Origin of the sequence: Kitasatospora sp. NPDC056446, from assembly GCF_042796115.1 — a bacterium.
Taxonomy (GTDB): Bacteria; Actinomycetota; Actinomycetes; order Streptomycetales; family Streptomycetaceae; genus Kitasatospora.
Genome location: NZ_JBHTRF010000048.1, coordinates 30,465 through 43,186 on the forward strand (window position 1 = coordinate 30,465; position 12,722 = coordinate 43,186).

Sequence of the window (12,722 nt, forward strand, 5' to 3'; positions counted from 1 at the left end):
AAGTCGCCATCACCTCCAGCGCCGTGAACGTACGCAGCAATCGGTCACCCAGCACAATCGCCCAGCTCGCACCTAAGACATGGCGCGACCTCGTCTTCGCCGTTCGTGGCGGCGAGTTCGACATCAATGGCCCTCTGACAGGCGGAGGTAGCTCGATGAAGGAACTGTCCTGGAAGCGTCCCAAGGCTTGCGCGGACGCCAATGCCTGCCCGGAGGTGTTGATCACCCCCGACGCCGTGCACATCCGCAGCAGCCTCCTGCCCGAGGCCATCGCCCAGCTCACCCCCACCGAATGGCGCGACCTGGTCTCCGCCATCCGCGCCGGGGAGTTCGACGCCTGACCTTCCTCCCCTCCCCCTCTGTCTCCTCCGACGGCCCGCCGGTTCTTCCGGCGGGCCGTTTCGGTTTCCCTACGACCTTCCCCGTCGCGCTACCTTGCTCCACCTGCTACCTTGTGATGCATGGTACCTGGCATCACCAACCCCGACGGCTCCACCGGGGCCCCTGACGGGCCGGTGGCTACCCAACTGCGCAAGGGCGTGCTGGAGTACTGCGTCCTCGCCCTCCTACGGGACGGCCCCCGCTACGGGGTCGAACTGCTCCAGGAACTCGGCCGCTTCCCGATGCTGGCCACCAGCCAGGGCACGATCTACCCCCTGCTGTCCCGCCTGCGACGCGCCGGGCTCGCCGACACCTTCCTCCGGGACTCCGCCAGCGGACCGTCCCGCCGCTACTACACCCTCACCGACGCCGGCCGGGCCGCGCTGCAGGAGTTCACCGCACTCTGGCCCGCCTTCCGCGAAACCGTCGACCACGTCCTCGACCCGGGAGAGAACCCGTGAACAGCCCCATCGAGCACCCCCTGGTCCGCGCCCACTTCGACGCGGTCAGCCGACTCACCGCCCCGCTTCCCGCGGAGCGCCGTCGCGAACTCCTCGCCGATCTGCGCGAACACGTCGAGGTCTCCCTCGCCGACCAGGACCCCGCCGACGAGGCCGCCGTCCGGCGGGTGCTGGACCAGTTGGGCAGCCCCCGGCAGATCGCCGACGCCGCGCTCGCCGAGGACGGCCTCACCCGGCCCGAGCCGGAGGACCGCCGCCGCACCACCCTGACCCTGCTGTTCGCCGTGCTCCCGTTCCCGCTACTGCTCGTCCCCGCCATCGGAGCCCCGCTCGCCCTGGCCGCCGCCGTCATCGCCGCCACCCGGGTGGCCAGGTCCCGGGTGTGGACCCGTCGGCAGAAGACGCAGGCGACCCTGCTCCTGCTCGCCCCCGTCCTGACCGCTCCCCTCGCCGCCGGCGTGTTCGCCGTCGCCTCGACCCACGGCCTGACCGCGACCAACCTGCTGGCCGCGTGCGCCGTGGGCTTCAGCCCGGCCCTGGTCGCGGCGGCGCTGCTGTCCCGCTCGGCCTCTCGTCAGCGCGACGCCGCCGCCACGGCCTGACCACGGCCGCCCAGGGCCGGTGTCGTTGCCGAGCCGGAATCCGGAATTCAGCTCTCCAGTAAGGAAATACGACTTCTGCGGATCGGAAAAACGGCCTGATCACACCGCTTCCGGAATCCCCGAGCGGAAGGCGGTTTTCCGCCGCGGAACACCGGGGTAGTGACCGGGGCGTTCGCACCCGCACATTCGCCAAGTAAGCGGCGGCTGCGTTTCCCTGACACTTCCTCAGCAGAAGGACTCTCCCCATGGACAGGACCCTCCGGAACGCCCTCGCGATCGTCGTCACCGCCGGTGCCCTCGGCGCCGCCGTCGCTCCCGTCGCCGTGGCCGCCGAGCAGGCACCGCCGACCGCCGGGGTACAGGCCCAGGTCCGCAACCCCAAGACGGTCAAGGCCGACGCCTACAACCAGGCCCGCAGCATCCTGGCCAAGGCCGGGAGCCAGACCGCTGCCAAGTCGCACCCGGTCCACGGCAAGAACGACGTCCCGGTCTCCTACGGCACCAGCCTGCTCGCCTCCGCCCGGGACGAGTTCCGCCAGGCCGACAAGAACCTGCCCGCGGGCCAGAAGAAGTCGGACATGTCGATCCCCCACTACAACGCCGTCCACAACGCGGCCGACGTCATGGGCATCGACCGCTGGTGAACCGATCGGCCCCCGGGAGGGGCGGGCCGCGGGCCCTAGCGGGGCTTGACCGCCGGCTCCCCCAGGCGGCCGTCGTCCAGGACGGGGTACTCCCTGGTCTCGTGCTCCGCGGTCACCGTGATCCGGTTCGGCCCGGACCACTCCGCCTTGCGGAAGCCGTCCCGCTCCTCCCAGGTGCCCAGGTCCCAGTGGCGGGCCGTCCAGCCGTCACCGGTCCGCAGCTCCACCCGGTAGATCGGGTCGATCGAGAAGGCCACGTCAGTGATGGTCAGGACGTGGTCGGGGTGGCTCGGGTCGGGCTTGCGGTCGACCAGCCGGCCGCCGTCGCCGAAGACGAACATCAAGGTCCCGATCGCCACCGCGATCACGATCAGCGGCGACAGGATCGCCGCGCAGCCGATCTGCGCCCACCGGGTGCGGAACTCGAACTGGACGATCATCGAGACCACGAGCAGCACCGCCGCGGCCCCGAGCAGCAGCACCGGGTGGTTCAGCCAGCGCTCGACCTCCACCAGGCCTCCCGAGCGCGAGGCCTGATAGCCCGGCAGGTACGCCAGGAACGCCACCAGCGCGGCTCCCCTGAACCACCACTCGATCCGTCTGTGCCACGCAGCCGCTGCCATGTACTCCCCTGGGTGAATCTTTGCCCGGACTTTACTACGGGCTCCACCCCTTGGCCCGCGCCCCCCGGCTCCCGTGGCAGGGAGCCGGACACGAGCCCTGCGGCCCGGGCGACGGTGGTTCCGTCACCCGGGCCGCCGTCGACCGGCCGTACCCCCGTCACCGCCGGTAGAAGACGCTCCTCGACCAGAGGTAGCCGAGCAGCGTCAGCCCGGTGCACCAGGCGAGCGCGCTCCAGGCGCTGGTGCCGATCTCGGTGCCCATCAGCAGACCACGCAGGGTCTCGATGACGGGAGTGAAGGGCTGGTACTCGGCGAACCAGCGGAGGACCGTCGGCATGGAGTCGGGCGGGACGATGGCGCTGCCGATGAAGGGCAGGAACGTCAGCGGCAGCGGCGTGTTGCTCGCGCTCTCCGGCGTCTTCGACACCAGCCCGATGCCGGCCGACACCCACGTCAGCGCCAGCGTGACGAACATCAGCAGGCCCGCGGCCGCCAGCCACTCCAGCGGCCCCGCGCTCGACCGGAAGCCCATCGCGAAGGCGGCACCGATCACCATCACCAGCGCGACCATCGTCTGGAGCACGCTCCCGACCACGTGGCCGGTGAGGAACGCCGACCGCGATATCGCCATCGTCCGGAACCGGTTGACGATCCCCTCGGTCATGTCGACGCACACGCCCACCGCCGTGGCGACCGATCCCGACGTCGCCGTCATCAGCACGATGCCCGGCGTCACGTAGTCGATGTAGCTCCCGCCCCCGATGCCCGCCCCCAACGCGCCTCCGAAGGCGTAGTTGAAGAGCAGCAGCATCATCACCGGCATCAGCACGACCGAGAAGGTCATCGCCGGATAGCGCTGCGCCCGCTTGAGGTTGCGCCGCAGCATGGTCAGCGAGTCCCTGACCGCGTAGCCCGTCGTCCTGCCCGGCGCCACGATCGTCGCCGTGCTCGTCGCCGTACTCGTCGTACTCATCGCACGCCCTCCCCGGTCAGCGTGAGGAACACATCGTCCAGATCGGCCGTCTCCACGACCAGGGACTCCGCCGGGATCCCGGCGTTGTCGAGCGTGTCCAGGACGGCCTTCACGGTGACGACGGAGTTGTCCCCCGGGACGTCCAGCCGCAGGGCGTCCTCGTCCGCGACGGCGTAGTCGAACAGCGCGGCCGCCCTGCCCAGCCGGCCGGTGTCGGCGAACCGGAGCCGGATCAGCCCGCCGGGGACGATCCGCTTCAGCTCCTCGGCCGTGCCCTCGGCGACGATCCGGCCGCCGTCCAGGACGGCTATCCGGTCGGCGAGTTGGTCCGCCTCGTCCAGGTACTGGGTGGTCAGGAAGATCGTCACCCCGTGGTCGGCGACCAGCCCCCGGATGATCTCCCACATGGTGCGCCGGCTGCGCGGGTCCAGCCCGGTGGTCGGCTCGTCGAGGAAGATCACCTTCGGGTCGCCGACCAGCGTCATCGCCAGGTCGAGCTTGCGCCGCATGCCGCCGGAGAACGTCCCGACCGGAGTGCGCGCGTCCTCGGTGAGGCCGAAACGGCGCAGCAGGTCCTCGGACCGCCTCCGCCCCTCCCGACGGGGGAGGTGGTTGAGGTCGGCCATCAGCAGCATGTTCTCCTCGGCGGTGAGCAGGTTGTCCACCGCCGAGAACTGGCCGGTGACCCCGATCGCCGCCCGCACCCCGTCGGCCTCGCGGACCACGTCGTGCCCGGCCACCCGGGCCGTACCGCCGTCCGCCGGGATCAGGGTGGAGAGGATCTGCACGGCCGTGGTCTTGCCCGCGCCGTTGGGCCCGAGCAGGGCGAACACGGTGCCGGCCGGGATGTCCAGGTCGATGCCCTTGAGCACCGCCTTGTCCTCGTAGGACTTGGTGAGTCCGTTCGCCGAGATGGCGGCCATCAGGCCCTCCGGATGATGATGTTGCCGACCTGGGTGCGACCGCGGACCTCGACCGTCTCCCGGGCGTCGCCCGGGCCGGCCGTCTCGCCGAGGGCGTTGCGGACGCCGCCGAACTTGCTGTGCACGTCGAGCCAGGCCGCCGTGCCCTCGGCGATGCCGACCTCCACGTCCCCCACGCTGGTCTGCAGGGTGACCTTGCCCCGGACGACCCGGCCGACCCGCAGGTGGCCGTTGGCCGACTTGGCGTCCACGTCCGACCCGGCGATGCCGACGTGGATCCGGCCGTTGGAGGCGTTGGCCGTCAGCCCGCCGCCCACCTCCTCGATCTCGGTGTCGCCGTTGCTGTTCTTGACCGTCAGGACGCCCCCGACGGTGCCGACCTCGATCCGGCCGGAGCCGGACACCTCGGCGTCCCCGGCGACGGCGCCGACCCGGATGTCCCCCATGTCGGTCTTGAGCCGCACGCTCTCGGCCCGGTCCACCTGGATCCGGCCCATGGAGGTCTTGAGCCGGCAGTCGCCGAGCGGGCCCTCGGTGACGAAGTCCGCCATCGGGGAGTCGGCGTGCACCTGGGAGCCGGCCGGCAGCTCGACCAGGACCTCGATCGAGCCCTTCTTGCTGGAGAACACGGTGCGCTGCTTGGGGCCCTTGAGCGTGAGCCGGCCGCCGGCGAAGTCGACCTGGGTCAGCTCGGCGGCCTTGACGTCGGCCTCCCTGACCGCGTTGGCCGGCCGGACCTCGACCACGGCGTCGGCGCGCTTGCCGGCGGTGATCCACACCGCGCCGATCTCGAACTCGAAGGATGCGGAGATCGGTCCGTCGGTCTCGTACGTGGGCATGGCTGTCCCGTCCTCTTGACTCGTGTGAGTGTTCCCGCTGGTCGGAGCGGGGGTGACGTCGAAGGTGCGAAGGCTGTGGGTGGTGCGGTGGCGCTGCGCTCAGCGGGGGTGGCGCGGGGGTGTCAGTGGACCCAGCCGGTGAAGGCCTGGCCGCCGGCACCGCGCGCGGTGCGGGTACCCGGGTCGGCGGCCGGACGGGCGGCCGCCGGGCCGCCCTCCAGCGCACCGGCGACGGCCCGGACCAGCCAGGCGTTGAGGGACAGGCCCTCCTGCCCGGCGGCCTCCTCCGCCCGGGCCTTGAGGTGCGCGGGCAGGCGCAGGTTGATCCGGGCGGTGCCCGACTCGTCCGACTCCGACACCACCGGTGGCACCACCGACGGCACCGGTGGTGCCACCGCGCCCACCAGGGGTGCCACCGGCGGCACCGGCGGGAGGTCCCCGTGGAAGCCCTCGGAACCGGGCGGCGCCGTCACCACGAACTCCGGGTCGAGCCCGCGCAGGCGCACGTCCACCGAGCCCGGGGCGAGGTCCCTGGTCACCTCCCCCATGGCGGCCGAGAGCGCGTTGAGCAGCGTGAGCCGTACGGCCGACTCCAGCGGGAGCGTCAGCCGGTCGGCCAGCGCGCGGGCTTCGTCCCCACCGGCGGCAGCGGCCACCGCGAGCTCGTTCCGGAGGTTTTCGACGTACGGCGTGAGGTCCATGGCTCAAGAATGGCACGGCCGTGGCGCCATGTCGAGTCATTTGTGGCACCACTTTGGCACCATCCCTCCGGCGGGGGTGGCAGCGCGAACGGAACGGCCCCGTCGACCGGGGGTCGACGGGGCCGTTCAGGGGCCGGGGGCCAGGGGGCAGGGCCGTCAGGAGGAGCGCCGGCCGGAGCCGGGCGGGCGGGGCGTCAGCGCTGCCAGGCCGCCAGGTGGGCGTCGATCTCCCCGGCCAGCCGCGCCTTGCCCGCCGGGTCCAGGAAGGAGGCCTCCACGGCGTTGCGGGCCAGTGCCGCCACCCCGGCCTCGTCCAGCCCCAGCAGCCGCGCCGCCACCGCGTACTCGGTGTTGAGGTCGGTGCCGAACATCGGCGGGTCGTCGCTGTTGACCGTCACCAGCAGCCCGGAGTCCACCATCTGCTTGATCGGGTGGTCCTCGATCCGCTCCACCACCCGGGTGGCGATGTTGGAGGTCGGGCAGACCTCCAGCGGGATCCGGTGCTCGCCCAGGTAGTCGACCAGCGCCGGGTCCTTGACCGCGTGGGTGCCGTGGCCGATCCGCTCGGCGCCGAGCACCCGGATCGCGTCCCAGACCGTCTCCGGCCCGGTGGTCTCGCCCGCGTGCGGGACGCTGCGCAGGCCGGCCGCCCGGGCCCGGTCGAAGTAGGGCTTGAACTGCGGGCGCGGCACACCGGTCTCCGGGCCGCCCAGGCCGAAGCTGACCAGGCCCTCGGGGGCCAGCTCGGTGGCCAGCCGGGCGGTCACCTCGGCCGATTCCAGACCGGCCTCGCCCGGGATGTCGAAGCACCAGCGCAGCACCACGCCGAGCTCCTTCTCGGCGCGCAGCCTGGCGTCCTCGATCGCCTCCATGAAGGCGACCTCCGGGATGCCGCGCCGGACCGAGGAGTACGGGGTGATGGTCAGCTCGGCGTACCGGATGTTCTGGCGCGCCATGTCCTCGGCCACGCCGTAGGTGAGCGACCGGACGTCCTCGGCGTCCCGGACCAGGTCCACGACGCTCAGGTAGACCTCGATGAAGTGCGCGAAGTCGGTGAAGTCGAAGTACGCGGCGAGCGCCGCCGGGTCGGTCGGCACCTTGGACGCCCCGGCGTGGCGGGCGGCCAGTTCGGCGACGACGCGCGGGGAGGCCGAGCCGACGTGGTGGACGTGCAGTTCCGCCTTGGGCATCCCGGCGATGAACGCCTCGATGCCGCTGCGGCCTCCCGAGCCACCCGCGCCACCGGTGCTTCCGGTGCTTCCGGTGGGGTTTCCGATCCGACTTCCGTCCGGCTGGACCACGGCGGTGCCCTTCTTCCTTCTCCGCGCCTCTACGCGCGTTCCGACAAGTGCTGGCAAGCATAGGCCGAGGCCCGGCTCACCCTCCGAGCGCGACCGCCACGGTGTGGATCAGCAGACCGGCCAGGGCGCCGACCACGGTGCCGTTGATCCGGATGAACTGCAGGTCGCGGCCGACGTTGGCCTCGATCTTGCGGGAGGCCTCGTCGGCGTCCCAGCCCGCCACCGTCTCGGAGATCAGCGAGGTGATCTCGGTCCGGTAGGTGTCGACCAGGTACTGCGCGGCGTCCTGCAGCCAGCCGTCGACCTTGGCCTGGAGCTTGGCATCGGTGGCCAGGCGCTCGCCGAAGCGGCGCACGCCCTCGCGGATGCGCCGGCGCAGTTCGCTGTCCTCGTCCTCGGCCGCGCCCATCACCAGGGTGCGCACCGCCGCCCAGGTGGAGTTGATCAGGTCCTGCACCTCGGGACGGGCCAGCAGCTCGCCCTTGGCCCGCTCGACCCGGGCGATGGTCTCCGGGTCGGTCTGCAGTTCGGTCGCGAAGTCGGCGAGGAAGTTGTCGATCGCGCCGCGGGCCGGGTGGTCCGCGTCGTCCCGGATGTCGGTGACGAAGCGCATCAGCTCCTTGTAGACCCGCTCGCCGACCTGGTTGTCGATGAACCTGGGCGTCCAGCCCGGGGTCTTCTGGGTGACCTTCCGGACCACGTCCTCGTGGTTGGCGGCCAGCCAGTCGTGCGCCCGGACGGCGACCAGGTCCACCACGCCGTGGTGCCCGCCGTCGGCGACCACCTTCCCGAGCATCCGGCCCATCGGCTCGGCCACCGAGGTGGCGGCGGCCCGGCGGGTCACCGCCTCGGCGACGACCGCCCGCACGTCGTCGTCGCGCAGCACCGCGAGCAGGCCGCGCAGCGCCGCCGAGGCCTCCTTGGTGACCCGCTCGGCGCTGCCCGGCGCGGCCAGCCACTCCCCCAGCCGGCGGCCGATGCCGAGGGCGGCGAGGCGCCCGCGCACCACCTGCCCGGAGAGGAAGTTGTCGCCGACGAACTCGCCCAGCGAGCGGCCGAAGGCGTCCTTCTTGGTCGGGATGATCGCGGTGTGCGGGATCGGCAGGCCGAAGGGGCGGCGGAACAGCGCGGTCACCGCGAACCAGTCGGCCAGCGCGCCGACCATGCCCGCCTCGGCGGCGGCCGCCACGTACCCCGCCCAGGGGCCGGCACCCGCCGCCTTGGCCCAGGTCGACAGGGCGAAGACCACGGTCGCGAAGGCCAGCAGGCCGGTCGCGATGGTCTTCATCCGGCGGACGCCGAGTCTCTTCTGTTCATCGGCCGCGGTGAACCGGACTCCGGGGCCGGTCCCGCTGAAGGCTTCGTCACTCACCCCGCCAGTCTGCCCGTTGCCCGGCGCGGACGGGGGCGTGCCTCGCGATCATGCGCCCCCGGTCCGCCACCGGCCGCCGTCCGCCCGGCCCGGAAGCCCCCTCAGGCCCGGCCCCGGACCACCCGGCCCCCGCCCTCACACCCCGCCCTCACACCCCGCCCAGCACGATCCGCCGCACCCCCTCGACCGCCCACCGCGCCGGGTCCGTGCACCGCCGCCCGTCCAGCAGCACCGCCACCCCCGGCAGGTCCGCCGGCGCCAGGTCCCGGTACTCCGGGTGGTCCGCCTGGAGCACCGCCGCCACCACCGGCTCGCCGCCGTACGGGGCCAGCCCGAGCGCCGCCAGCTCCCCGGCCCCGTACAGCGGATCGGCGACGTACGGCCTGGCCCCCGCCGACTCCAGCGCGGCCACCAGCGGGAACACGCCGGAGTACGCCGTCTCCTTGACCCCGCCCCGGTACGCCGCGCCGAGCACCAGCACGCCCTGCCCGGCGATCCCGCCCGGCACCGCGCCCGCCAGCACGCCCACCGCGTACCCCGGCACCGCCAGGTTCGCCTCACGGGCCGCCCGGACCACCGTCGCCTCCGGGTCGTTCCACAGGTACAGCCGCGGGTACACCGGGATGCAGTGCCCGCCGACCGCGATGCCCGGCCGGTGCAGGTGGCTGTACGGCTGCGAGTTGCAGGCCTCGGCGATCTCCGCGAAGTCCACCCCGACCCGGTCCGCGTACCGGGCGAACTGGTTGGCCAGCGCGATGTTGACGTCCCGGTAGGTGGTCTCGGCGAGCTTGGCGAACTCCGCCGCCTCCACCGAGGCCAGCTCCCAGACCCCGTTGGGCCGGGGCAGCTCGGGGCGCCGGTCGAAGTCGAGCACCTCCCGGTAGAACTCGGCGCCGCGCCGGGTGGAGGCCCCGTCGACGCCGCCGACCAGCTTGGGGTAGCGCCGCAGGTCGGCGAAGACCCGGCCGGTGCGGACCCGCTCCGGGCTGAACACCAGCGCGAAGTCCGTCCCGGCGGTGAGCCCCGAACCGGCGGCCAGGCGGGGCGCCCAGCGCTCCCGGGTGGTGCCGACCGGCAGGGTGGTCTCGTAGCTGACCAGGGCGCCGCGGCGCAGCCCGGCCGCGACGGCGTCGGTGGCCGCGTCGAGCAGGGCGAAGTCCGGGGTGCCGTCGGCCGCGGTGACCAGCGGGACGACCAGCACGACCGCCCCGGCCCCGGCGACGGCCGCCGTGGTGTCGGTGGTGGCCCGCAGCCGGCCCTCGGCGACCACCCGCTTGAGCGCCTCGTCCAGGCCCTCCTCCCGGGGGAACGGCGGCACGCCCCGGTTGACGCTGTCCACCACCCGGGGGGCGATGTCCGCGCCGGTCACCCGGTGGCCCTTCAGCGCGAACTGCACCGCCAGCGGCAGGCCGAGCTTGCCCAGCCCGACCACGCACACGTCCAGGCTCATCCCCGTCCTCCGTTCACCGAGTCGGCCAGCCGGCGCCACAGCGGGGAGCGCCGCAGCCCGCGCCGCACCTGCACCGGGACGATGCCGCGCCACAGCTGCCGCACGAGGGTCGGCGGCGGGGCGGCCTCGGCCGCCGGCTCCTCGCGCAGCAGGAACAGCCCGTCCGGCAGCCCCAGCCCCGGGTCCCGGAACGCCGGGAAGGCCGCGTAGTGCCGCCGCCCCTCCACGACCGCCGGCGGATCGCCGTGCGCGGCCTCGTACCGGATCTGGTCCCGCAGCGCCTCCGGCCGTGCGGCGGCGGCGAGTTCGAGCCGCACCCGGGCGGAGACCGGCAGCCGGTGGTACACCTCGCGGGCACCGAACCGCCGGACCAGCCGGGCGACTTCGGCGCACACCCGCTCCTGCAGCCCGGAGTCCAGCAGCAGGAAGCCGCCCTCCAGCAGGCGCGGCACGTCCCAGGCGAAGCTGCGCGCCCGGATGGCGTCCAAGTCGTCCCCGGGCGCGGCGAGTTCGGCGGCGACCTGCTGGAGCGCGGCGATCCCGCGCAGCCGGTCCAGCACCCCGGCCCGCTCGGTGACATTGCCCCGGTCCTCGCGCAGCACCAGGAAGTAGCAGTCGTAGTCGGCGAGGACGGACACCCGGGCCGCCCGCAGACAGGCCTCCAGCGTGAACGGCTGGTCCGAGAAGACCTTCAACTCCTCGTTCCGGCGCAGCCCGTGGCGCCGGATGAGGTCGAGCCGGAACAGCTTGGTGTCGGCCAGCGCCCAGGCCAGCGCCGAGTCCGCGAAGCCCACCGACTCGGCGTCGGCGTGGAAGATCCCCTGCGGCACCAGCCGCCCGTTCACCCCGACCTGCTTGGGCACCACCACGTCCGAGCCCCACCGGTCGGCGGCCCCGACCAGCCGCTCCAGGGCCTCCCCGCCGAGCCAGTCGTCCGCGCCGAGGAACAGCACGTAGCGGCCCCGGGCCAGCGCCAGGCCCCGGTTGGTCGGGGCCGCCGGGCCGCCCGAGTTGGGCTGGTGCACCACCCGGAACAGCCCGGGGTGACGGGCCGCGTACTCGTCGAGCAGTTCGCCGCCGCCGTCCGTGGAGCCGTCGTCCACGGCCACCACCTCCAGCCGCCCCGGCGCCAGGGACTGCCCGACCAGCGAGTCCAGGCAGGCGGTGAGGTAGGGCATGGTGTTGTAGACCGCGACCACCACGGTCACGTCGGGTACGGTCATCGGGCGGCGGGCCTCCGGTCCTGTCCTCCATGGGTGACGACCTGCCAACTCGGCCCGAACGCCCGAGGTCACGACCGTCACCCGCACCGGGGCCCGACCCGTCACCCGCACCGGCGACGGGGAACAGAACACCCGCCCGGCCGCCGTACGGACGCACGGCGGGCCGGGAGGCGCGACGCGGCGCCGTACGGGGAGGCGCGCGGCGCCGCGCACCTCCCGGCCCACCTCCCCGTACAGCGGAGCGCTCAGCCGATCGCGACCTCCGCGTACATCCGGGCGATCACGTCCTCGATGGCCGGCTCCCGCACCGAGAGATCCACCAGCGGGTACCGCTCCGCGACCGCCGCCACGATCGGCGCGGCGCTCTGCCGGGCCGGGAAGGCCAGCCACTGGCGCGGCCCCTCGACCTTGACCACCCGGGCCCCGGCCACCTCGATCGGGGCCCGGGCCTCGGCGAGGTCCACCACCAGGGTCCGCTCGCTGCGCCCGGTGGCGTGCAGACCCTCCAGCCCGCCGTCGTACACCACCCGGCCGTGGTCGATCACCATGACCCGGCCGCAGAGCTGCTCGATGTCGGTCAGGTCGTGCGTGGTGAGCAGCACCGTGGTGCCCCGGTCGCGGTTGACCTCGCGCAGGAACTCGCGCACCCTGCCCTTGCTGACCACGTCCAGGCCGATGGTCGGCTCGTCCAGGTAGAGCACCTGCGGGTCGTGCAGCAGCGCCGCCGCGAGGTCGCCGCGCATCCGCTGGCCGAGCGAGAGCTGGCGGACCGGGGTGTCCAACAGGCCGCCGAGGTCGAGCAGTTCGACGCAGCGGTCGAGGTTCTCGCGGTGCCGCCGGTCGGGGACGCGATAGATCCGGCGGGCGAGCTCGAAGGAGTCGCGCAGCGGGAGGTCCCACCAGAGGGTGGTGCGCTGGCCGAAGACGACGCCGATCCGGCGGGCCAGCGCGACGCGTTCACGGGCCGGGTCGACCCCGGCGACGCGCAGCCGTCCGGAGCTGGGGACGAGGATGCCGGTGAGCATCTTGATGGTGGTGGACTTGCCGGCGCCGTTGGGGCCGATGTAGCCGACGCACTCGCCGGCCGCGACGGTGAAGCTGAGCCCGTCCACCGCGCGCACCTCGCGCTTGGTGCGGCTGAACCGGCCGGACCGGGCCCGGACGGTGAAGGTGCGGTGGACGTCGTCGAGTTCGATCAGTGCCATGGGCGTTCCTTGCCGTGAGAGGTC

Annotated in this window: 14 protein-coding genes; 4 read left to right on the forward strand and 10 right to left on the reverse strand. The window is 73.2% G+C overall.

Features of this window, described 5'->3' with window-relative positions:
* The first annotated feature begins 155 nt into the window (after positions 1 to 155).
* From ACFQ6N_RS26440 to ACFQ6N_RS26455, 4 genes are all read left to right on the forward strand, one after another.
* Positions 156 to 341: a DUF397 domain-containing protein gene (locus ACFQ6N_RS26440; RefSeq protein WP_380653834.1), complete on the forward strand. Its 186-nt coding sequence runs from the start codon at positions 156 to 158 to the stop codon at positions 339 to 341.
* 120 nt (positions 342 to 461) lie between these two features.
* Entirely contained in the window at positions 462 to 842 is a 381-nt protein-coding gene (locus tag ACFQ6N_RS26445) for a PadR family transcriptional regulator (protein ID WP_380653837.1), read from the forward strand.
* The gene (locus ACFQ6N_RS26450) at positions 839 to 1,444 is read left to right on the forward strand and encodes an HAAS signaling domain-containing protein (RefSeq protein WP_380653840.1); all 606 of its coding nucleotides are present in this window, start codon (positions 839 to 841) and stop codon (positions 1,442 to 1,444) included. The genes ACFQ6N_RS26445 and ACFQ6N_RS26450 overlap by 4 nt, the downstream gene beginning before the upstream one ends.
* Before the next feature lie 245 nt (positions 1,445 to 1,689).
* Positions 1,690 to 2,088, forward strand: coding sequence for a hypothetical protein (locus ACFQ6N_RS26455; RefSeq protein WP_380653842.1), 399 nt, complete (start codon positions 1,690 to 1,692; stop codon positions 2,086 to 2,088).
* 35 nt (positions 2,089 to 2,123) lie between these two features.
* Here ACFQ6N_RS26455 and ACFQ6N_RS26460 read toward each other — a convergent pair whose 3' ends face one another.
* The 10 genes from ACFQ6N_RS26460 to ACFQ6N_RS26505 all read right to left on the reverse strand — a co-directional run bounded on the left by ACFQ6N_RS26460 (position 2,124) and on the right by ACFQ6N_RS26505 (position 12,698).
* Positions 2,124 to 2,711, reverse strand: coding sequence for a hypothetical protein (locus ACFQ6N_RS26460; RefSeq protein WP_380653845.1), 588 nt, complete (start codon positions 2,709 to 2,711; stop codon positions 2,124 to 2,126).
* Positions 2,712 to 2,868: 157 nt separating this feature from the next.
* Positions 2,869 to 3,684, reverse strand: a complete 816-nt coding sequence (locus ACFQ6N_RS26465) for an ABC transporter permease (protein WP_380653848.1) — start codon at positions 3,682 to 3,684, stop codon at positions 2,869 to 2,871.
* Positions 3,681 to 4,607, reverse strand: coding sequence for an ATP-binding cassette domain-containing protein (locus tag ACFQ6N_RS26470; RefSeq protein WP_380653851.1), 927 nt, complete (start codon positions 4,605 to 4,607; stop codon positions 3,681 to 3,683). Before ACFQ6N_RS26470 ends, ACFQ6N_RS26465 begins: the two co-directional genes overlap by 4 nt.
* A complete protein-coding gene (locus tag ACFQ6N_RS26475) occupies positions 4,607 to 5,446 on the reverse strand; it encodes a DUF4097 domain-containing protein (protein WP_380653854.1) in 840 nt (279 codons plus the stop codon). The genes ACFQ6N_RS26470 and ACFQ6N_RS26475 overlap by 1 nt, the downstream gene beginning before the upstream one ends.
* Positions 5,447 to 5,568: 122 nt before the next feature.
* Positions 5,569 to 6,147, reverse strand: a complete 579-nt coding sequence (locus ACFQ6N_RS26480) for a toxin-antitoxin system HicB family antitoxin (RefSeq protein ID WP_380653857.1) — start codon at positions 6,145 to 6,147, stop codon at positions 5,569 to 5,571.
* A gap of 194 nt (positions 6,148 to 6,341) precedes the next feature.
* Positions 6,342 to 7,358, reverse strand: a complete 1,017-nt coding sequence (locus tag ACFQ6N_RS26485; protein WP_380653909.1) for an adenosine deaminase — start codon at positions 7,356 to 7,358, stop codon at positions 6,342 to 6,344.
* A 166-nt stretch (positions 7,359 to 7,524) separates the two neighbouring features.
* Positions 7,525 to 8,820: a DUF445 domain-containing protein gene (locus ACFQ6N_RS26490; RefSeq protein ID WP_380653859.1), complete on the reverse strand. Its 1,296-nt coding sequence runs from the start codon at positions 8,818 to 8,820 to the stop codon at positions 7,525 to 7,527.
* Between the two features lie 148 nt (positions 8,821 to 8,968).
* Entirely contained in the window at positions 8,969 to 10,264 is a 1,296-nt protein-coding gene (locus tag ACFQ6N_RS26495) for a nucleotide sugar dehydrogenase (protein ID WP_380653911.1), read from the reverse strand.
* 2 nt (positions 10,265 to 10,266) lie between these two features.
* Entirely contained in the window at positions 10,267 to 11,493 is a 1,227-nt protein-coding gene (locus tag ACFQ6N_RS26500; RefSeq protein WP_380653862.1) for a glycosyltransferase family 2 protein, read from the reverse strand.
* A 245-nt stretch (positions 11,494 to 11,738) separates the two neighbouring features.
* Positions 11,739 to 12,698: an ATP-binding cassette domain-containing protein gene (locus tag ACFQ6N_RS26505; RefSeq protein WP_380653864.1), complete on the reverse strand. Its 960-nt coding sequence runs from the start codon at positions 12,696 to 12,698 to the stop codon at positions 11,739 to 11,741.
* Positions 12,699 to 12,722 lie beyond the last annotated feature (24 nt).